Origin of the sequence: Burkholderia sp. ZZQ-2 (assembly GCF_050768715.1) — a bacterium.
Classification (GTDB): domain Bacteria; phylum Pseudomonadota; class Gammaproteobacteria; order Burkholderiales; family Burkholderiaceae; genus Burkholderia; species Burkholderia cepacia.
Window position 1 is genome coordinate 1 of the sequence record NZ_LDVA01000357.1, and the last position, 20,782, is coordinate 20,782.

20 protein-coding genes are annotated in these 20,782 nt (G+C 68.8%); 15 read left to right on the forward strand and 5 right to left on the reverse strand.

The window, feature by feature from the left end; genetic code table 11:
• Positions 1–90 precede the first annotated feature (90 nt).
• The 6 genes from pyk (at position 91) to ABY44_RS34865 (ending at position 6,912) form a co-directional block, all read left to right on the forward strand.
• Complete coding sequence (pyk, locus tag ABY44_RS34840) at positions 91–1,527, forward strand: pyruvate kinase (protein WP_021164117.1); 1,437 nt, start codon at positions 91–93, stop codon at positions 1,525–1,527.
• A 316-nt stretch (positions 1,528–1,843) separates the two neighbouring features.
• Positions 1,844–2,908 carry a class II fructose-bisphosphate aldolase gene (gene fba / locus ABY44_RS34845; protein ID WP_027789227.1) on the forward strand — a complete coding sequence of 355 codons (1,065 nt, stop codon included), beginning with the start codon at positions 1,844–1,846 and terminating at the stop codon, positions 2,906–2,908.
• 233 nt (positions 2,909–3,141) lie between these two features.
• Positions 3,142–4,032, forward strand: a complete 891-nt coding sequence (locus ABY44_RS34850; protein WP_021164115.1) for a phosphoribosylaminoimidazolesuccinocarboxamide synthase — start codon at positions 3,142–3,144, stop codon at positions 4,030–4,032.
• A gap of 16 nt (positions 4,033–4,048) precedes the next feature.
• On the forward strand, positions 4,049–4,570 hold the full coding sequence (gene purE, locus ABY44_RS34855; RefSeq protein ID WP_021164114.1) for a 5-(carboxyamino)imidazole ribonucleotide mutase: 522 nt from the start codon (positions 4,049–4,051) through the stop codon (positions 4,568–4,570).
• 90 nt (positions 4,571–4,660) lie between these two features.
• Entirely contained in the window at positions 4,661–5,872 is a 1,212-nt protein-coding gene (locus tag ABY44_RS34860) for a 5-(carboxyamino)imidazole ribonucleotide synthase (protein ID WP_060174917.1), read from the forward strand.
• A gap of 11 nt (positions 5,873–5,883) precedes the next feature.
• Complete coding sequence (locus tag ABY44_RS34865) at positions 5,884–6,912, forward strand: L-threonylcarbamoyladenylate synthase (RefSeq protein ID WP_027789229.1); 1,029 nt, start codon at positions 5,884–5,886, stop codon at positions 6,910–6,912.
• Positions 6,913–6,998: 86 nt separating this feature from the next.
• Here the strand turns inward: ABY44_RS34865 and ABY44_RS34870 are convergent, their stop codons facing one another.
• The 3 genes from ABY44_RS34870 to dacB form a co-directional block, all read right to left on the reverse strand.
• A complete protein-coding gene (locus ABY44_RS34870) occupies positions 6,999–8,144 on the reverse strand; it encodes an SGNH/GDSL hydrolase family protein (protein WP_027789230.1) in 1,146 nt (381 codons plus the stop codon).
• A gap of 95 nt (positions 8,145–8,239) precedes the next feature.
• A complete protein-coding gene (locus ABY44_RS34875) occupies positions 8,240–9,154 on the reverse strand; it encodes a sterol desaturase family protein (protein WP_060083072.1) in 915 nt (304 codons plus the stop codon).
• Between the two features lie 396 nt (positions 9,155–9,550).
• On the reverse strand, positions 9,551–11,083 hold the full coding sequence (dacB, locus tag ABY44_RS34880) for a D-alanyl-D-alanine carboxypeptidase/D-alanyl-D-alanine endopeptidase (protein ID WP_059699985.1): 1,533 nt from the start codon (positions 11,081–11,083) through the stop codon (positions 9,551–9,553).
• On the opposite strand from dacB, the gene ABY44_RS34885 reads away from it, so the two are divergent.
• The 7 genes from ABY44_RS34885 to ABY44_RS34915 all read left to right on the forward strand — a co-directional run bounded on the left by ABY44_RS34885 (position 11,082) and on the right by ABY44_RS34915 (position 16,647).
• Complete coding sequence (locus tag ABY44_RS34885; RefSeq protein ID WP_196488040.1) at positions 11,082–11,303, forward strand: hypothetical protein; 222 nt, start codon at positions 11,082–11,084, stop codon at positions 11,301–11,303. The genes dacB and ABY44_RS34885 overlap by 2 nt on opposite strands.
• Entirely contained in the window at positions 11,270–11,932 is a 663-nt protein-coding gene (locus ABY44_RS34890; RefSeq protein WP_021164091.1) for a response regulator, read from the forward strand. Before ABY44_RS34885 ends, ABY44_RS34890 begins: the two co-directional genes overlap by 34 nt.
• Positions 11,933–11,935: 3 nt before the next feature.
• Positions 11,936–13,282, forward strand: coding sequence for an ATP-binding protein (locus ABY44_RS34895; RefSeq protein WP_059523396.1), 1,347 nt, complete (start codon positions 11,936–11,938; stop codon positions 13,280–13,282).
• Between the two features lie 110 nt (positions 13,283–13,392).
• Entirely contained in the window at positions 13,393–14,877 is a 1,485-nt protein-coding gene (locus ABY44_RS34900) for a DegQ family serine endoprotease (protein ID WP_011353057.1), read from the forward strand.
• A 104-nt stretch (positions 14,878–14,981) separates the two neighbouring features.
• Positions 14,982–15,419: a carboxypeptidase-like regulatory domain-containing protein gene (locus ABY44_RS34905; protein ID WP_027789234.1), complete on the forward strand. Its 438-nt coding sequence runs from the start codon at positions 14,982–14,984 to the stop codon at positions 15,417–15,419.
• 132 nt (positions 15,420–15,551) lie between these two features.
• Positions 15,552–15,911, forward strand: a complete 360-nt coding sequence (locus ABY44_RS34910; protein WP_027789235.1) for a DUF427 domain-containing protein — start codon at positions 15,552–15,554, stop codon at positions 15,909–15,911.
• A gap of 28 nt (positions 15,912–15,939) precedes the next feature.
• A complete protein-coding gene (locus ABY44_RS34915; RefSeq protein WP_060174918.1) occupies positions 15,940–16,647 on the forward strand; it encodes a CoxG family protein in 708 nt (235 codons plus the stop codon).
• A gap of 41 nt (positions 16,648–16,688) precedes the next feature.
• On the opposite strand, the gene ABY44_RS34920 is transcribed toward ABY44_RS34915, so the two are convergent.
• Positions 16,689–17,702: a helix-turn-helix domain-containing protein gene (locus tag ABY44_RS34920; protein WP_060174919.1), complete on the reverse strand. Its 1,014-nt coding sequence runs from the start codon at positions 17,700–17,702 to the stop codon at positions 16,689–16,691.
• Positions 17,703–17,854: 152 nt separating this feature from the next.
• Here ABY44_RS34920 and ABY44_RS34925 point away from each other — a divergent pair, with 152 nt between their 5' ends.
• Complete coding sequence (locus ABY44_RS34925; protein ID WP_059699989.1) at positions 17,855–18,520, forward strand: cysteine hydrolase family protein; 666 nt, start codon at positions 17,855–17,857, stop codon at positions 18,518–18,520.
• 100 nt (positions 18,521–18,620) lie between these two features.
• Here the strand turns inward: ABY44_RS34925 and ABY44_RS34930 are convergent, their stop codons facing one another.
• A complete protein-coding gene (locus ABY44_RS34930; RefSeq protein WP_027789239.1) occupies positions 18,621–19,262 on the reverse strand; it encodes a TetR family transcriptional regulator in 642 nt (213 codons plus the stop codon).
• 402 nt (positions 19,263–19,664) lie between these two features.
• Here ABY44_RS34930 and ABY44_RS34935 point away from each other — a divergent pair.
• Positions 19,665–20,782 (forward strand): efflux RND transporter periplasmic adaptor subunit (locus tag ABY44_RS34935; RefSeq protein ID WP_431643506.1); only part of this gene is annotated, 1,118 nt, incomplete at its 3' end.

Below are 20,782 nucleotides of genomic sequence, written 5' to 3' on the forward strand. Positions count from 1 at the left end.
CCCCCCGGAACGGCCGCCGCTGGGCCCGCCGCTTCCGGCTCTCGCAGCGTTTCACCCAGCGCATCCACCTTGATCCAGATGAGGAGTTTCATGCAGCGCGCCACCAAGATAGTCGCCACGATCGGCCCGGCTTCCAGTTCGCCGGAGATTCTGCTGCAGATGATGCAGGCGGGCCTCGACGTCGTGCGGCTCAATTTTTCGCACGGCACGGCCGACGATCACCGCCAGCGCGCCGAGATGGTGCGCGAGGCCGCCCGCAAGGTCGGCCGCGAGATCGCGATCATGGCCGACCTCCAGGGCCCGAAGATCCGCGTCGGCAAGTTCGAGAACGGCAAGACGACGCTGACGCCGGGGCAGCCCTTCATCCTCGATGCCGGTTGCGAGCTCGGCAACGACGAGCGCGTCGGGCTCGACTACAAGGAACTGCCGCGCGACCTGAAGCCGGGCGACCTGCTGCTGCTGAACGATGGCCTGATCGTGCTGACCGTCGAGCGCGTGCTCGGCGACGAGATCCACACGATCGTCAAGGTGGGCGGCGAGCTGTCGAACAACAAGGGCATCAACCGTCAGGGCGGCGGCCTGTCGGCTCCCGCGCTGACCGCGAAGGACATGGAAGACATCCGCACCGCGATGTCGCTTGGCGCGGACCTGGTGGCGGTGTCGTTCCCGAAGAACGCGACCGACATGGAAATGGCGCGCCAGCTCGCGAACATCGCGGGCGCGCCGTACGGCATCAAGCCGAAGATGATCGCGAAGATCGAGCGCGCGGAAGCGATTCCGGCGCTGCAGAGCATTCTCGACGCGTCCGACGGCATCATGGTCGCGCGCGGCGACCTCGCGGTGGAAGTGGGCAACGCGGCCGTGCCGGCGCTGCAGAAGCGCATGATCCGGATGGCGCGCGAGTCGAACAAGCTCGTGATCACCGCGACGCAGATGATGGAGTCGATGATCCACGCGCCCGTGCCGACCCGCGCGGAAGTGTCGGACGTCGCGAACGCGGTGCTCGACGGCACCGACGCGGTGATGCTGTCGGCCGAGACGGCTGCCGGCAAGTATCCGGTCGTCACGATCGAGACGATGGCGGCCGTGTGCGTCGAGGCGGAGAAGTCCGAAGAGGTCGAGCTCGACAAGGATTTCCTCGACCGCACGTTCACGCGGATCGACCAGTCGATCGCGATGGGCGCGCTGTTCACCGCGTACCACCTCGGCGCGAAGGCGATCATCGCGCTGACCGAATCGGGCGCGACCGCGCTGTGGATGTCGCGTCACTACACGCACGTGCCGATCTTCGCGCTGACGCCGCGCGTCGGCAGCGAGCGCACGATGGCGCTGTACCGCAACGTGACGCCGCTGCACGTCGACTTCAACAGCGACCGCGACTCGGCGCTGCAGGCGGCGCTCGAGATCGTCGTCAAGCAAGGCTACGTGCAGCACGGCGACATGGTCGTGCTGACCGTCGGCGAGCCGATGGGGCAGGCGGGCGGCACCAACACGCTGAAGATCGTACGGGTCGGCGAGCACTATTGAGCGCCGACTGAGCACCGCGCCGGCCAGCGCGCCGGCCGCCCGGATCGGCTGAAAAATCGATCCGGCACCGTTTTATACGCGAAAGCCGCGTGGGGTCCGAAGCCCCACGCGGCTTTTTTTCTCTTTTTTGCCCGCATTGTGCCGTGCGAACGTAACAAATTGCGAGTCGGCGCCACCGGGCGGTCGGAATCGGAGGCGCTTCGCGATAAAATGCGGCTATTCGACGCTCAGCCGCGCCGCGCCACCCCGGTTCGAACGGGAGCGAGCGCCGCGCCGGCGTCAGGGCGCACCGGTTTTCATTCCAAGGAGTTCCACAATGCCTCTCGTATCAATGCGTCAATTGCTGGACCACGCGGCAGAGCACGGTTACGGCCTGCCGGCCTTCAACGTGAACAACCTGGAGCAGGTCCAGGCGATCATGGCGGCGGCGGACCAGGTCGGCGCGCCCGTGATCATGCAGGCATCGGCCGGCGCGCGTAAGTATGCGGGCGAGCCGTTCCTGCGCCACCTGATCGAAGCGGCGGTCGAATCGTACCCGCACATCCCGGTCGTGATGCACCAGGATCACGGCCAGTCGCCGGCAGTCTGCACGGCCGCGATCCGCAGCGGCTTCACCAGCGTGATGATGGACGGTTCGCTGGAAGCCGACGGCAAGACGGTCGCGTCGTACGAGTACAACGTCGACGTGTCGCGCAAGGTCGTCGAGATGGCGCACTCGATCGGCGTGACGGTCGAAGCCGAACTCGGCGTGCTCGGCTCGCTCGAGACGATGAAGGGCGACAAGGAAGACGGCCACGGCGCGGAAGGCACGATGACCCGCGAGCAGCTGCTGACCGATCCGGAGCAGGCCGCCGATTTCGTGAAGCTCACGCAGTGCGATGCGCTCGCGATCGCGATCGGCACGTCGCACGGCGCGTACAAGTTCTCGAAGAAGCCGACGGGCGACATCCTGTCGATCCAGCGCATCAAGGAAATCCACGCGCGCATTCCGAACACCCACCTCGTGATGCACGGTTCGTCGTCGGTGCCGCAGGAACTGCTGGCCGAGATCCGCGAATTCGGCGGCGACATGAAGGAAACCTACGGCGTGCCGGTCGAGGAAATCCAGGAAGGCATCAAGCACGGCGTGCGCAAGATCAACATCGACACCGACCTGCGTCTCGCGATCACCGGCGCGATCCGCCGCTACCTGTTCGAGAACCCGGGCAAGTTCGATCCGCGCGACTACCTGAAGCCCGCGCGCGAAGCGGCGAAGCAGGTTTGCGTCGACCGCTACCTCGCGTTCGGCTGCGAAGGCCAGGCCGGCAAGATCAAGCCGCTGTCGCTCGACAAGATCGCCGAGCAGTACAAGTCCGGCGCGCTCGCGCAGGTCGTGCGCTGAGACTGTAGTACGATTGCCCCCGCCCGGTACTGCCGCCGGGCAAGGGCTGGCCGCCCGGTTGCCGGATCCGATCCGGCCCCGGTAGCCGCTCCGTCCGGCCGAACAAGGGCCGGCCGGCAACCGCCGGGCGCCGTCGCCCGCCGGTTCGCCGACGTATTGCAAGACCGCCGTTCCCGCCTGCCGCGGGGAACGGCGTTTCCCTTTTTGTTTGGCTCCTTATCTGCGAAAAGACGATGTCTACCCTTTACGAATCCACGCTCCGCTCGCTGCCGCTCCTCGGTCGCGGCAAGGTCCGCGATAACTACGCGGTCGGCAACGACAAGCTCCTGATCGTCACGACCGACCGCCTGTCGGCATTCGACGTGGTGATGGGCGAGCCGATTCCGAACAAGGGCCGCGTGCTGAACCAGATGGCGAACTTCTGGTTCGACAAGCTCGCGCACATCGTGCCGAACCACCTGACGGGCGACGCGCCGGAAGCGGTCGTCGCGGCCGACGAGGTCGAGCAGGTGAAGGGCCGCGGCGTGGTCGTCAAGCGCCTCGAGCCGATCATGATCGAAGCGGTCGTGCGCGGCTACCTGGCCGGCAGCGGCTGGAAGGAATACCAGGCGTCGGGCGCCGTGTGCGGCGTGCAGCTGCCGGAAGGCCTGCAGAACGCGCAGAAGCTGCCCGAGCCGATCTTCACGCCGGCCGCGAAGGCCGAGATGGGCGAGCACGACGAGAACATCACGTTCGAGGAAACCGAGCGCCGCATCGGCACCGAGCTGGCCGCCACCATTCGCGACATCTCGATCAAGCTGTACAAGGAAGCGGCCGACTACGCGGCGACGCGCGGCATCATCATCGCCGACACGAAGTTCGAATTCGGCCTCGACAACCACGGCAAGCTGTACCTGATGGACGAAGTGCTGACCGCCGATTCGTCGCGCTTCTGGCCGGCCGACCAGTACGAAGTCGGCACCAACCCGCCGTCGTTCGACAAGCAGTTCGTGCGCGACTGGCTCGAGGCGCAGCCGTGGGGCAAGACGGCGCCGGCGCCGGCGCTGCCGGCCGACGTCGTCGAGAAGACGGCCGCGAAGTACCAGGAAGCGCTCGAGCGCATCACCGGCCAGGCGCTCGCCTGATCGAGGTACATACGACATGAGCGAAATCCAGACTGCCCACACGCACAGCGCGCCGCTCGTCGGCGTGCTGATGGGTTCGAGTTCCGACTGGGACGTGATGAAGCACGCGGTCGCCATCCTGCAGGAATTCGGCGTGCCGTACGAAGCGAAGGTCGTGTCCGCGCACCGGATGCCCGACGAGATGTTCGACTATGCGGAGAAGGCGCGCGAGCGCGGGCTGCGCGCGATCATCGCGGGCGCCGGTGGCGCAGCGCACCTGCCCGGCATGCTGGCCGCGAAGACCACGGTGCCGGTGCTCGGCGTGCCGGTCGCGAGCAAGTACCTGAAGGGTGTCGATTCGCTGCACTCGATCGTGCAGATGCCGAAGGGCGTGCCCGTCGCGACGTTCGCGATCGGCGAGGCCGGCGCCGCGAATGCCGCGCTGTTCGCGGTGTCGATCCTGTCCGGCACGTCGACCGACTACGCGAACCGGCTCGCCGCGTTCCGCGTGCGCCAGAACGAAGCCGCGCACGCGATGGTGCTGCCGCCGCTGGAATGACGGCATGGCGCGCGGCCGCACGACGCGGCCGGCGCCGGATTTTTCCACTGCGGCGGGCATTTTCGCGTGCCGCCGCGACCGACCACTGACATGACCGCAACTCCTGATTCCGTTTCCCCGATCCTGCCCGGCGCGTGGCTGGGCATGGTCGGCGGTGGCCAGCTCGGCCGCATGTTCTGCTTTGCCGCCCAGTCGATGGGCTATCGCGTCGCCGTGCTCGATCCCGATCCGACGAGCCCCGCCGGCGCGGTCGCCGACCGCCACCTGCGCGCCGCATATGACGACGAAGCCGCGCTCGCGGAACTGGCCGACCTGTGCGACGCGGTGTCGACGGAGTTCGAGAACGTGCCGGCCGCAAGCCTCGATTTCCTCGCGCGCACGACGTTCGTCGCGCCGGCCGGCCGCTGCGTCGCGGTCGCGCAGGACCGGATCGCGGAGAAGCGCTTCATCGAGGCGTCGGGCGTGCCCGTCGCGCCGCACGTCGTGATCGAATCGTCGGCGGCACTCGCCGCGCTCGACGATGCCGCGCTCGACGCGGTGCTGCCGGGCATCCTGAAGACGGCGCGCCTCGGCTACGACGGCAAGGGCCAGGTGCGCGTGAGCACCGCGCAGGAAGCGCGCGACGCGCATGCGGCGCTGAACGGCGTGCCGTGCGTGCTCGAGAAGCGCCTGCCGCTGAAATACGAAGTGTCGGCGCTGATCGCGCGCGGCGCGGACGGCCGCTCGGCCGCGTTCCCGCTCGCGCAGAACGTGCATCACAACGGCATCCTCGCGCTGACGGTCGTGCCCGCGCCGGCCGCCGATGCCGCGCGCGTCGAAGAGGCGCAGCAGGCCGCCGTGCGGATCGCCGATACGCTCGGCTACGTCGGCGTGCTGTGCGTTGAATTCTTCGTGCTGGAAGACGGTTCGTTCGTCGCGAACGAGATGGCGCCGCGCCCGCACAACTCCGGCCACTACACGGTCGATGCGTGCGCAACGAGCCAGTTCGAGCAGCAGGTGCGCGCGATGACGCGCATGCCGCTCGGCAACCCGCGCCAGCATTCGCCGGCCGCGATGCTGAACATCCTCGGCGACGTGTGGTTCCCGGACGGTGCGGCCGGCGTAGGCGCGACGGCCGATGCCGTCACGCCGCCGTGGGACACGGTCGCCGCGATGCCGGCCGCGCACCTGCACCTGTACGGCAAGGAGGACGCGCGCATCGGCCGCAAGATGGGCCACGTGAACTTCACGGCCGAAACGCGCGACGAAGCCGTTGCCGCGGCCACCGCGTGCGCGCAGCTGCTGCGCGTGCCGCTCGACTGAGGCGCCGGCCGATGTCCATCGATCTCCCGAACACCGTGACGGCCGCGCAGATCGACGCGGCCGCCGCGTTGCTCGACGCGGGCCAGCTCGTCGCCTTTCCGACCGAAACCGTCTACGGGCTCGGCGCCGACGCGGCGAATCCCGAGGCCGTCGCGCGCATCTACGCGGCGAAGGGGCGGCCGGCGAATCATCCGGTGATCGTGCACCTGCCGCCGGGCGGTGATCCCGGTTACTGGGCCGACGATCTGCCGGCCGATGCGCAGGCGTTGATCGATGCATTCTGGCCGGGCCCGCTGACGCTGATCCTGAAGCGTCATGCGCGCATTCCGGACGCCGTGAGCGGCGGTCAGGATTCGGTCGGGCTGCGCTGCCCGTCGCATCCGGTCGCACAGGCGCTGCTGGCTGCGTTCAGCGCGCGGCGCGGCGGGCATGGCGGCGTGGCCGCGCCGTCCGCGAACCGGTTCGGCCATGTGAGCCCGACCACCGCGCAGCACGTACGCGACGAATTCGGCGACACCGTGCACGTGCTCGACGGCGGCGCGTCCGAAGTCGGCATCGAATCGACGATTCTCGACCTGTCGCGCGGTTTCCCGGCGCTGCTGCGCCCGGGCCACGTGACGCCGCAGCAGATCGCCGACGTGCTCGGCCGCGCGCCGAAGCTGCCGGACGGCAGCGACGCGACCGCGCCGCGCGCGTCGGGCACGCTGAAGGCGCATTACGCGCCGCGCACGCCGCTCGCGCTGCTGCCGTTCGACGCGCTCGAGCCGCTGCTCGCGGCCGCGCAAGCCGACGGCGAGCGTGTCGCGCTCGTCGCCCGTGCGTCGCGCGCGGGACGCTGGGCGCAGGCCGACGGCGTGCATTTCGTCGCGGCGCCGGAAGATCCGCAGGCGTATGCACGCGACCTGTACGGGATGCTGCGCGCGCTCGACCGCGCGCAGGTTGCACGCATCCTCGTCGAGAAGCTGCCCGAGACCGTCGAATGGATCGCGGTCAACGATCGTCTCGGCCGTGCGGCGGCGGCGTTCGAAGCGCGCGACTGACACGTTCGACGGCTGATTCAGGAATGAAAAAAACGCCCGACCGGCGAACCGGTCGGGCGTTTTTGTTTGGGCGCGTGGCAGGCGGCTTACTTGCCGACGCCCGACTTCGCGATCTGCTGTTCGACGAACTGCGCGAACAGCGCGTGCAGGTGCGTCGTCGGGTGGACCGTGTCGGCGAACATGTAGGTCTGGTCGGCGTTCGCGACCGTGTAGGTCTGCGGCGAGCAGAACAGCGACGAGCCGAATGCGGTCGCGTTCGCGACGCCGTACTGCGTGGCGGCCTGGACCATCGCCTTCAGGTTGCAGGCGGTATCGGTGTTCGACACGCTGAAGCCGTTCGCCTTGTAGTTCGCCGCGATGCCGTCCTGCCACGTGAACGTGTCGAGCAGCGCGACCTTTGTCGTGTCGACCTTCAGCGCGGCCAGCGTGCCGGCGAGCGTCTTGTTGAACAGCCCCGACAGTTGCGTGAACGCGGCCTGCGTCGGCGCGCCGCCCTGCAGCGCGAGCGGCGTGCCGCCGATGTCCGGCACGTTCGACACGTACACGTGCGTCGCGCCTGCCGCGACGATCTGCTGGACGATGCCGCCGAGCTGCTGCGCGGCCAGGCCGATCGCCTGCGCCGCCGCGAGTTGCGCGGCCGGCGTGTTGCCTTGCGCCTGCGCGACCTGCGCCTGGTAGAAGATGTCGTTCGCGCCGCCGTTGACCAGCACGATCTGGCCGGCGTTGAAGCTGCCGTGCTGCGACAGGTACTGCTTGACCTGGTCGGCGATCGGCGTCGTGGTGGCCTGCGCGTAGTCGGCGTTCGGCACGCTCGCGTCCGCATGGCCGATACCCGGCTGCAGCGTCACGCGCGAGCCGCCCTGTGCGTAGCCGAGACCGCCGGTGGCCTGCAGTGGAATGCCGAACCCGCCCTGGTTCGCGGGCTGCAGCGTGTCGCCGTAGTACTGCGCGACGTTCTGCGTCCATACCTGGCCCGGGTTGGTCGTGAAGCGGCCGCCGCCGAAGCCGAGCTTGATCTGCGAGTAGGTGCCCGCGTCGGACAGGCTGTCGCCGAACGATACGACCTGCATCTTCACGCCCGACGGCGGCGTGTTCGACGCGCTGTTGTTGTTGTCGTCACCGCCGCCGCCGCATGCGGCGAGCAGCGCGAGCGCGGCGCCGGCGATCGCGACCTGCGCGGTGCGCAGCATGCGCTGCCGGGTGCGGGAAGGTGCGTGTTGTTGTGTCTGCATCGTTCGATCTCCTCGTAGATATGGCCTGATGTGTTTCTCATCTGCCGCGTGCCTGCTCGGTTCCGGGCCGCGCGGCGGCCGTTGGCTGAAACGGTTTATTGGTCGCGCGCAGCCGCAAGCGGCACGGTGCGCGGATCGGGGTTCGCGGCCTCGGCAATCTGCGCATGATAAGCGCTCGCCCATTCGGGCGGGCCGAAAATCGCGCGCAGCTTGTTGCGCCATCCGTCGACGCGCAATGCGTCGCCGGCCATCGATATCCACTCGTGGAACGTCGCGACGAGCGGGTTGTTCGAGCCGAGCCGCTCGACGATCCCGTACCGCGGCGGATCGTCGGGTGTTTCCTCGACATAACTCCCGAACAGGCGATCCCAGATCACAAGGACGCCTGCGTAATTGCGGTCGATGTAGCGCGGATTGCGCGCATGGTGCGCACGGTGGATCGACGGCGTGTTCAGCACGTATTCGAGCCAGCCGAGTTTGCCGATCGCCTGCGTGTGCACGAAGAACTGGAACGCGAGGTTGATCAGCACGATGCCAACGACCTGCTGCGGCGGAAAGCCGGCGAACGCGAGCGGCAGCCAGAACACCCACATGCCCGCGACGGGATACATCAGGCTCTGGCGGAACGCGGTCGAGAAATTCATCCGCTCGGACGAGTGATGCACGACGTGCGCGGCCCACAGCCAGCGCACGCGATGGCTCGCGCGGTGGAACACGTAGTAGAGGAAATCCTGCGCGACGAACAGCACCGCGAACGACAGCCAGCCGTCGTGCCACGTGAACAGGCGGTAGTGCCGGTAGCAATACGCATAGACGGGGATCACGAACAGCCACGCGATCTTGTCGGCGCCCTGGTGCATCAGCGCGAGCGCCGCGTTGCACAGCGTGTCGCGCCACGCATAGACAGAGTCCTGCGCACGAGTGCGGGCGAGGTGCCAGGCCTCCCACGCGATGCAGAGCAGGAAGACGGGCGCCAGCGCGAGCAGAAGCAATTCGACGTCGAATCGCATGGGCGTGTCTCCTTCTTTCCCCTGCAAGCCTTGAGGCCGGGCGTATGGCCCGTTGTAGATATCGGTCAGGCCAACAGCCTACGCAATCGCCACGCGCTAGGCGAGGGGGCAGCGTAGAGGGTTCCCTCTGAGGACAGGGTTTCTACGGAAGCCGCGCGGCACGGGGCCGGGCGGTGTGGCCCTGTTTTGTGGGTACGATCGGCGCGCGGTGTGTCGCGCACGGGCGGCGGCTGCCGTTTCAAACCGGGGAGGGTGGGATTCCGTGCGCGGGGGCGCTTGCGGGGCGCCCCGATTGCCCGTCGGGGCGACCCGCTGCGCGGTGCGGCCTCGTGGCCGGTGCAAGCCGGCGCGGGCCGGCGGCCGGCGGCGCCGCACCATGCCGCGGTGCGCGGATCGTCATTGCGCGCCGGCGTAGATCCATTCGAGCAGCGTATCGTGCGCGGCGCGCGCGGCTTCCGCGTGATCGTTGTTGATGAAACTGACGACGATGTAGCTCTGGCCGTCGGCGCCGGCAACGTAGCCGGCGATCGCGCGCACGTCGCGCAGCGTGCCGGTCTTGATGTGCGCGTTGCCGAGCACGCCGGCGTTGGTGAGGCGGTTCTTCATCGTGCCGTCGATGCCCGCGATCGGCAGCGAGTCGATGAAGGCCTGCGCGACGGGGCTCGCGTTCGCGGCCTGCAGCAGCGCGGCAAGCGACAGCGCGCTCACATGCTCTTCGCGCGACAGGCCCGAGCCGTTTTCGAGCACGAGGTCGGGCATCGCGATGCCGTTCTTCTGCAGGAACGCCTGGATCACGCGGCTCGACTGCTCGGGCGTCGCGGGCGGCCTGCCGCCGACCGCGCCGATCGTCAGGAACAGGTTGCGCGCCATCACGTTGTTGCTGAACTTGTTGATGTCGTAGACGATGCTGCCGAGCACCGGGCTGTGATGCACGGCGAGCGGCCGTGCGGTGGTCGGCACCTTGCCTTCGCTCACGGGCCCCGTGATCGTGCCGCCGTCCTGCTGCCACAGCGCGAGGAAGCCGCGGGCGAAGAACGTCGTGTGGTCGAGGATCGCGAGGTTGGTCGTGTGCGCGCCGCAACGCAGCGGATAGTCGCCGGCGAACGAAGCGGTCATGATCCCGCTGCCGGCTGTCAGCGTCGGCCGCGCGGCCGCGGCGGCCGCGCTGCACGAGCCCGAGCCTTCGACCAGCTGGTTGTCGATCGACAGGTCCGCGAGCGGCGGCAGCACGTCGACGGCCACCTTGCCGTCGTCGCCCGGCGTGACGGTGAACGACACGGCCTTGAACGCGTACAGCAGCGGATCGGGGCCGACGTTGTACGGCGCGCTCGCATCGTCGTCGAACGAAGGGAGATCGCGCGTCGACGCCGCGAAGTAGCTCTTGTCGAGCACGAGGCCGCCGGCCACGCGCTTGACGCCGGCCTTGCGGAGCTTGTCGACGAGGTCGATCAGTTCTTCGGGTACGAGCTTCGGATCGCCGGTGCCCTTGATGTACAGGTTGCCCTGCAGCGTGCCGTCGGGGTCGACCGTGCCGTCCGTGTACGCGGTCGTGCGCCAGCGGTAGTCGGGGCCGAGGATCGACAGGCCCGAGAAGGTCGTCACGAGCTTCATCGTCGAAGCGGGCAGCATCGGCCGGCTCGCATTCCACGCGATCAGCGGTTCCGGATCGCCGACGCGCTCGACGACGACGCTCATCGCCGACGCCGGCACCTTCGCGCGCTGCAGCGCGACGAGCACGGATGCCGGCAGGCCGGCCGCGCGCGCGGCCGGCGACACGACCGTGGTCTTGCGCGCTTCCTTGTGGGATTTCTTGCGGGCCTGCGCGGCAGGCGCGAAGGCGAGGGCCGTGCAGGTGGCGACGATGGCGGCCGCCCGCAGGCAGACGCGGGCGCGGGGGGCGAACCGGTTGGAAAGATCGGAAATCGGCATGAGCGAATACGGGGAAAGCACGACGTTCGGGCAGGGCGCGCGCGGCGCCAAAGCGCACATTGTAGAGACAAGTCCGGACAGCTCCCTTGCAATCCGCCTTTCTGTTGCATTGCACGGTGCCGCGCGCCGGGTTCGCGGCGCTACAATGGTCGGCGTGTTTGACTCGCCCCATGGATGCCTGTCCCGATGCGGATTCTGCTTGTCGAAGATGATCGAATGATTGCCGAAGGCGTGCGCAAGGCGCTGCGCTCGGACGGCTTTGCAGTCGACTGGGTGCAGGACGGCGACGCCGCACTGACGGCGCTCGGCGGCGAGACGTACGACCTGCTGCTGCTCGATCTCGGGCTGCCGAAGCGCGACGGCATCGACGTGCTGCGCACGCTGCGCGCGCGCGGGCTGGCGCTGCCGGTGCTGATCGTCACCGCGCGCGACGCGGTGGCCGATCGCGTGAAGGGCCTCGACGCGGGCGCCGACGACTACCTCGTCAAGCCGTTCGACCTCGACGAGCTCGGCGCGCGAATGCGCGCGCTGATCCGCCGCCAGGCGGGGCGCAGCGAATCGCTGATCCGCCACGGCGCGCTGACGCTCGATCCCGCCTCGCACCAGGTGACGCTCGACGGCGCGCCCGTCGCGCTGTCCGCGCGCGAGTTCGCGCTGCTCGAGGCGCTGCTCGCGCGGCCCGGCGCGGTGCTGTCGAAGAGCCAGCTCGAGGAGAAGATGTACGGCTGGGGCGAGGAGATCGGCAGCAACACGGTCGAGGTCTACATCCACGCGCTGCGCAAGAAGCTCGGCTCCGACCTGATCCGCAACGTGCGCGGGCTTGGCTACATGGTCGTCAAGGAAAGCTGACGCGTGAGGTCGATTCGTCATCAATTGCTGATCTGGCTGCTCGCGATCGTCGTCGCGGGCGTGGGCATCGCGGGCTGGCTGATCTACCGGCAGGCGCTCGCCGAGGCGAACGAACTGTTCGACTACCAGTTGCAGGAAATCGCCGCGGCGCTGCCGTCGGAACCGTTCTCGCAGGTATTCGGCTCGCGTACCAACGGCGACGAAGGCATCGTGATCCAGATCTGGAACCGCAACGGCGTGCTGATGTACTTCTCGCATCCGCGTGCGCCGATCGCGCCGCGCGCGGAACTCGGTTTCTCGACCGAGCGCACCGATCGCGGCGAATGGCGCGTGTACGGGGCGATCGTCGGCGACAACGTCGTGCAGCTCGCGCAGCCGCTGTCGGTGCGCAACCGGCTCGCGGCGAACGTCGCGCTGCGCACGCTGTGGCCGCTGATCGTGCTGCTGCCGTTCCTCGGCGCGGCCGTGTGGGTGATCGTCGGACGCGGGCTCGCGCCGCTCGGCCGTGTGACGCGCGCCGTCGAGGCGCGCCGGCCGGAAGCGCTCGATCCGCTGCCCGATGCGCGCCTGCCGCTCGAGGTGCAGCCGCTCGTGCGGGCGCTGAACGGGCTGCTCGCGCGGCTGTCGGCCGCGCTCGACACGCAGAAGGCGTTCGTGGCCGACGCCGCGCACGAACTGCGCACGCCGCTCGCGGCCGTGCAGATCCAGGCGCAACTCGTCGCCCGCGCGAAGGACGACGCATCGCGCCGCGAGGCGGTCGCGGATCTCCAGGATGGCGTGTCGCGCGCGACGCGTCTCACGGAGCAACTGCTCGCGCTGGCACGCGCCGAACCCGACGGCGCGACGATGCGCGAACCCGTCGACCTGCAGGCACTGCTCGCCGAATGCGTGGCTGCGCTTGCGCCGCTCGCGCAGCGGCGCGACATCGATCTCGGCTTCGAGGAGACGCACGCGGCGAGCGTCGTCGCGGACGTCGGCGCGCTGCGCGTGATGTTCGGCAACCTGCTCGACAACGCGGTGAAATACACGCCGGACGGCGGCCGCATCGACGTGTCGCTCACCCGCGACGCGGCCGGCCGCGCGTGCGTGCAGATCGGCGACAGCGGGCCCGGCATCCCGGCCGACGAGCGCGAGCGCGTGTTCGACCGTTTCTACCGCGACAGCTCCGCGCGGGCGCGCACCGATGTGTCGGGCAGCGGGCTCGGGCTCGCGATCGTCAAGCGCGTGGCGGCGCAGCAGGGGGCGACGGTGTCGCTCGGCGACGCGGCCGCGGGCGGCCTGCTCGTCAGCGTCGTGTTCCGCGACGCCGAGATGCCGGCCGAGGCGCCGCAGCCTTCCGAATCCGCGTGACGCGTGCCGCCGGGCGGGCCCGGCGGCCGCTTAAGCCCCGCTTAAGGCTGATTAAGCCTCCTTTAAGTCAGGGTCGTTACGCTGCGTCCTAACAAAGAGGAGGTCCTACGATGAACACCCGATTCCTTGCGCGCGGCGCCGTCGCGGTCGCCGTGGCGGCCGCCCTGTCCGCCGGTTATGTCGCCGGCACCCGCCGCGCCGATCCGCAAATCATCACGCCCGCGCAGGCTGCCGCGCTGATGCCGGCCGAAGCGGCCGCCAAGACCGGCATTCCCGATTTCTCCGGGCTCGTCGAGACTTACGGCCCGGCGGTGGTGAACATCAGCGCGAAGCACGTCGTGAAGCAGGTGTCGCGGCGCGTGCCGCAGCCGCAACTGCCGATCGATCCGAGCGATCCGTTCTACCAGTTCTTCAAGCACTTCTACGGCCAGGTGCCGGGCATGGGCGGCGACGCGCAACCGGACGACCAGCCGAGCGCGAGCCTCGGTTCCGGGTTCGTCATCAGCTCCGACGGGTACATCCTCACCAATGCGCACGTGATCGACGGCGCGAACGTCGTCACGGTCAAGCTGACCGACAAGCGCGAATACAAGGCGAAGGTCGTCGGCTCGGACAAGCAGTCGGACGTCGCGGTGCTGAAGATCGATGCGAGCGGCCTGCCGACCGTGAAGATCGGCGACCCGGCTCAGAGCAAGGTCGGCCAGTGGGTCGTCGCGATCGGCTCGCCGTACGGCTTCGACAACACGGTCACGTCGGGCATCATCAGCGCGAAGTCGCGCGCGCTGCCGGACGAGAACTACACGCCGTTCATCCAGACCGACGTGCCGGTGAACCCCGGCAACTCTGGCGGCCCGCTGTTCAACCTGCAGGGCGAGGTGATCGGCATCAACTCGATGATCTATTCGCAGACGGGCGGCTTCCAGGGCCTGTCGTTCGCGATCCCGATCAACGAGGCGATCAAGGTGAAGGACGAACTCGTGAAGACGGGCCACGTGAGCCGCGGCCGCCTCGGCGTCGCCGTGCAGGGGCTGAACCAGACGCTCGCGAGCTCGTTCGGACTGCAGAAGCCGGACGGCGCGCTCGTCAGCTCGGTCGATCCGAACGGCCCGGCCGCGAAGGCCGGCCTGCAGCCGGGTGACGTGATCCTGTCGGTCAACGGCTCGCCGGTTGCCGATTCGACGTCGCTGCCCGCGCAGATCGCGAACCTGAAGCCGGGTTCGAAGGCCGACCTGCAGATCTGGCGCGACAAGTCGAAGAAGTCGATCAGCGTGACGCTCGGCGCGATGGCCGATGCGAAGCTCGCGTCGAACGACGGCGGGCCCGTCGAGCAGGGGCGCCTGGGCGTCGCGGTGCGTCCGCTGTCGCCGCAGGAGCGTAGCGCCGACAACCTGTCGCACGGCCTGATCGTGCAGCAGGCCGGCGGGCCGGCCGCCAACGCGGGCATCCAGCCCGGCGACGTGATCCTCGCGGTCAACGGCCGTCCGGTCACGAGCCCCGAGCAGTTGCGCGACGCGGTCAAGGGCGCGGGCAACAGTCTTGCTCTGCTGATCCAGCGCGATAATGCCCAGATCTTCGTGCCGGTCGACCTGAGCTGACCGGCCACGGCCGACGGCCGGCCAGGCCGGCCGCGGCGGGCGCCGCCGCCGCTCGAATGCGTGACGCAGCGCCCTGTATGTGTTCCGACCCCAAGGAGAGAGCCATGCAATATCTACGCAACGTGTCCCGATTTGCCGTCGCCGCGGCGCTGGCCGCTGGCCTCGCGGCCGGAGCGACCGGCGCGTACGCGCAGTCGGACGGCTTGCCCGCCGCGGGCCAGCAGGGCGACGTCACCTTCGTGTCCGGCGGCGTCGGGCAGGACGAATCGACGGCGTTCCAGCGCAACGAGCCGAAATGGCCGCTGGCGCTGCGCTTCACCGGCAAGGGCGGCGAGTTCCTGGCCGACGTTCATGTGCGGATCGTCGACGGCAAGGGCGACGAGGTGCTGAAGACCGACGCGCGCGGGCCGTACATGCTCGTGAAGGTGCCGCCGGGCCGCTATACGGTGCATGCGTCGTACCAGGGCAACGAGGAATCCCGTGCCGTCACGGTCGGCGCGAAGGGCGGCGCGAAGACGGCGTTCCAGTGGAGCGCGCAGTAGCCTGCCGCGCGCGGCGCCGGCCCGGGTCGCGCATTCGGCTGCGGTTTCGCCCATAATGAAAGCCACGGCACCCGTGCCGTGGCTTTTTCGTTTCCTGAGCCCGGCCTGGCCGGGTCGTCCCAAGGAGAAACGATGTCCGACGCAGCCGACCCTCGTCTCGAAATCGTGCCGAACCGTCATCGCGTGCGCGTGATCCATCGCGGTATCACGTACGCCGATTCGCACGGCGCGTTGACCGTGCGCGAAACGGGCCTGCCGGACACCCACTACCTGCCGCGCCGCGACGTCAACATGCGCCGGCTCGTGAAATCCGGTGTCACGTCGGTCTGCCCGTTCAGGGGCGAGGCCGTGCACTTCGACTTGCAGACGGAAGACGGCGTGATCGAGAACGCCGCATGGAGTTACGAGGAACCGAAGGGGGCGGCGTCGGCGCTCGCGCTCTACGTCGCCTTCGACGCCGCACGGATCGACAGTCTCGTCGAGACGTCCTGATGCGGCGCGCGTTCATCGGGGAGGCGTCATGGAACTGAACGACACATTGCGCATACCGCTCGCGCCGCCCGTCGTGCGGGAGGCATTCGAGGATCTCGCGCTGCTGCGCGCGAGCTTCGATCATTGCGAATCGTTCGTGAAGCTGGCGGACGGCGAGTTCGCGCTGACGATCACGGTGCCGCTCGGCCCGCTGCGCGCCCGCTACGACGTGCGTGCGCATGCGGCCGCCGAGCAGGGCGATGCGGAAGGTCAGCCGCGCCGCGTGCTCAATTTCAAGGCGCGGGCCGACGGGCTCGGCGCGCTGCGCGGCCAGGTCGAACTCGTGCTGATGCCGGATGACGACGCGAACGCCACGCGCATCGAGTACGTGGTGTGGGCGACGGCAAGCGGCCCGCTCACCGAGCTGCCGGGGCGGCAGATCGAAAATACGCTGCGCGAATGGACCGACGATTTCTTCCGTGAATTCTGCGCGGTCGTGCAGGCGAAGCACGGCCTCGCACCGAATCGCGCGCGCTCGGCCGCGCCGCGGCGCCAGCACGTGTTCCTGCGGCCGGCGTCGCTGGTGGCCGCGACGAAGCGGGCGCTGCCACAGCACCTCGGCGGCGCGCTGACCGGGCGTGCCGCCAGCGCGCTCCCGCATCGCGGCTCGGGCACGGTGCCCGTGTGGGCGTGGGCCGCGATGATCGTCTTCGTCGCGCTGCTGCTCTACGCGGCGCGCTGGATCAACGGCGGCTGAGCGGCCGGCCGTTTCCGCTGCGAGGCTCGCCCGCCGCGCGCCTACCGCGCGGCATCGGCGCCGGCTCCGGCGCCGCGAAATTCCCTTCGATACGCCGACGGCGACGTGCCGAGCGCGCCCGCGAAATGCTGGCGCAGCGACACGCTCGACCCGTAGCCGGCCGCCTGCGCGATCGCATCGATCGACTGCCCGGTGGTTTCCAGCAGATGCTGCGCGCGCGCCAGCCGCTCGGCCTGCAGCCACGCGGTGACGGTCGTGCCGGTCGCCTGGCGGAAGTGGCGCGTGAACGTGCGCCGGCTCATCAGCACGCGGTCGGCGAGCGAATCGACGCTGTGCGCGGCGTCGAGGTGCGCGCGCACCCAGTCGAGCAGGCCCGCGAGCCGCGCATCGCGCGGGTGCGCGGCGACCGGCTGCGGCACGTATTGCGCCTGCCCGCCCTGACGGTGCGGCGGGATCACGAGGCGGCGCGCGATCTGGTTCGCGGCGTCCGAGCCGAAGCGCCGCCGCACGACGTGCAGGCAGCAGTCGAGCCCCGCAGCCGTGCCGGCCGACGTCATCAGGTTGCCGTCGTCCACGTACAGCACGTCCGGATCGAGCTTCACGAGCGGGAAGCGTTGTGCGAAGTCGTCGGCCCATGCCCAGTGCGTGGTGGCCGGGCGCCCGTCGAGCAAGCCGGCCGCGGCGAGCACGTACGCGCCGAGGCACAGCCCGACGAGTTGCGCGCCGCGCGCGGCGACCGCACGGACGGCGTCGAGCAGCACGTCGGGCGGCGCTTCGTCCGGGTCGCGCCACGCCGGCACGATGACGATGTCCGCGTCGTCGAGCCCGTCGAGGCCGTAGGGCGCGGTGATCGTGAAACCGCCCGTCGTCGACAGCGGGCCGCGCTCGGCCGAGCAGACGCGAAACTCGAACGCGGGCGACGCGGCCGCGTCGCGTTCCTTGCCGAACACGACGGACGGCACCGACAGGTGGAACGGGCTGATGCCGTCGTACGCGATCACGGCAACGACGGTCGGAGCGGCCGAGGCGGGCCGGGTGGACGAGGCGGCGGTCATGGCAGGCTCCGGATTGGTGATGGCCCGATTCTATCGAAGAATGGCTATCGGGCCACTGTCCACGTGAGCGACGCGCCCCGACAATGCATCGCATCGCGCCGCTGACCACCCCGTTCCGGGGCGGGGCCGCGCCCCTGGACCAGGAGCCAGCCATGTCGAACGCCGTCCCGCATTCCGTTTCCCATTCCGCTTCCCGCCGCGCGCTGATCGTGATCGACGTCCAGAACGAGTACGTGACGGGCAACCTGCCGATCGAATATCCGCCGCTCGACGTGTCGCTCGCGAACATCGGCCGCGCGATCGATGCCGCGCATGCGGCCGGCGTGCCCGTGATCGTCGTCCAGCACGTCGCGCCGGCCGGCGCGCCGATCTTCGCGCCCGGCACCGACGGCGTCGCGCTGCACGCGGTCGTCGCCGGCCGGCCGTACGCACACCTGATCGAGAAGACGCGCGCAAGCTCGTTTGCCGGGACCGACCTTGCGGCGTGGCTCGATGCGCACGGGATCGACACGCTCGCGGTGGCCGGCTACATGACGCACAACTGCAATGCGTCGACGGTCTATCACGCGGCGCATGCGGGGCTGAATGTCGAATACCTGAACGACGCGACGGGCACGCTGCCTTACGAGAACGAAGCAGGCGCGGCGAGCGCCGAGGAGATTCACCGCGCGTACGCGGTGGTGTTCCAGTCGAATTTCGCGGCCGTGATGTCCACCGATGCGTGGATCGCGGGGCTGGCAGGTGCGCCGATGCCGAAGCGCGATTCGGTCGCCGCGTCGAACCGGCGGGCCCGCGCGCAACGCGCGAAGGCGGCCTGAACCGGGCGGGGAGAAGGGGCGGCGGGCAGGCCGTCGGCGAGATTGGCGGCCCGCGCGATGAAACGAAGACCCGAACCGCTGGCGCACGCGCGTCGCGCGGTCATTCGCCGTCCTTCAGCATCGCCGGGCTGTAGCGCAGCATGTCGAAACAGCCGTCGACGAGCTTTTCCGCATGCTGCTCGGCGTCGATCTCGTCGGGCAGCATCAGCATGTCGCGCACGAAACCGCTGACGAGCGTGTGCAGCATCAGCGTCGCGCGCCACGTATCGAGCCGCTCGGGCAGCAGCTTGAGCCGCACGGCCCCCGCGAGATCGGCGTCGATCGCGTGCAGTGCCTCGCTCATCCCCGCGCGGTTGCGCTGCAGCAGCGGCTCCAGGTCGGCGACGTATTCGCACTTCATGAACAGGATGCTGAACACGCGGCGCAACTGCGCGTCGCGCTGCACGCCGAGCAGGCACCAGATCAGGATCTGGCGGATCTTGTCGAGCGGATTGCCGCCCGGCGCGTCGAGCGGCATCCGCTTCAACTCGTCGATCGGCAGAAACACGCGGTCGAACATTGCGTCGAACAGTTCGCTCTTGTTCGCGAAATGCCAGTAGATTGCGCCGCGCGTCACGCCGGCATGTTGCGCGATGTCCGCGAGCGACGTGTGCGACACGCCTTTCTCGAAGAACACGTGCTCGGCGGCGTCGAGAATGCGATTGCGCGTCTCGAGCGCCTCCTCCTTGGTACGTCTGACCATGTGCAGGCCTGATTGGATCGATCGTAGGTGAATAAAGGGTCTGCAACCCTCGGCGCGGTCATATAGACTGGCTATGCTCGCGGCTGGTAACAATCTGTAAGACTGGACAGCCGGTCGCGCACAAACGGGCTTTTTACATACATTCATGAATGTATATACAATACCACCCTACGATCGAATGACCCAAGTGGCAATCAGTTAATATCCCACTCTGCTGATTCCCGCCAAAGTACCAGTCCGCAGTTGCGGGGCATCCTGTCGGCACGGAGGTTTCGTGCCGCTTGCTGTATCTAGCAGTCCAGTAATTCAGGTGTTCGATCTGCGCCGTGAGGCGCATCCGTGTTGCGCTCGCTCCGGTCGGGTGCGGCACTTATTCCATTGGTTATACACAGAGGTCGCTCCATGCGCGTCGAACGGGTTCCATACCGCTTAATCACTGTCGCGACGGCCGCCGTTTTCCTGGCCGCGTGCGGGAAAAAAGAATCGGCACCGCCGCCGCAAACGCCGGAAGTCGGCGTCGTCACCGTCCAGCCGCAAGCCGTACCGGTCTTCACCGACCTGCCGGGCCGCACCAGCGCGTTCCTCGTCGCGCAGGTCCGCGCGCGGGTCGACGGCATCGTGCTGCGCCGTGAATTCACCGAAGGCACCGACGTCAAGGCCGGTCAGCGCCTCTACAAGATCGACCCGGCGCCTTACATCGCGGCGCTGAACAGTGCAAAGGCAACGCTCGCGAAGGCGCAGGCGAACCTCGTCACGCAGAACGCGCTGGTTGCACGCTACAAGGTGCTGGTGGCCGCGAACGCGGTCAGCAAGCAGGACTACGACAACGCGGTGGCCACGCAAGGCCAGGCCGCGGCGGACGTCGCGGCCGGCAAGGCGGCGGTCGATACCGCGCAGATCAACCTCGGCTATACCGATGTCGTTTCGCCGATCACCGGCCGCGTCGGCATCTCGCAGGTGACGCCGGGCGCGTACGTGCAGGCGAGCCAGGCGACGCTGATGTCGACGGTGCAGCAGCTCGACCCGGTGTATGTGGACCTCACGCAGTCGAGCCTCGAAGGGCTGAAGCTGCGCCAGGACGTACAGAGCGGCCGCCTGAAGACGTCCGGCCCGGGCGCGGCGAAGGTGTCGCTGATCCTGGAAGACGGCAAGACCTATTCGGAGCCGGGCAAGCTGCAGTTCTCGGACGTGACGGTCGACCAGACCACCGGCTCGGTGACGATCCGCGCGGTCTTCCCGAACCCGGGCAAGGTGCTGCTGCCGGGCATGTTCGTGCGTGCACGGATCGAGGAAGGCGTGAACGAGAACGCGTTCCTGGTGCCGCAGATCGGCGTCACGCATGACCAGAAGGGTCAGGCGATCGCGATGGTGGTGAACGCCAGCAACAAGGTCGAGCCGCGTCCGCTGAAGACGACGGGCATGCAGGGCCCGAACTGGGTGGTCGAAGGTGGTCTGCAAGCGGGTGATCACGTGATCGTGCAGGGCGTCGACAAGGTGCGCCCGGGTGCGACCGTGAAGAC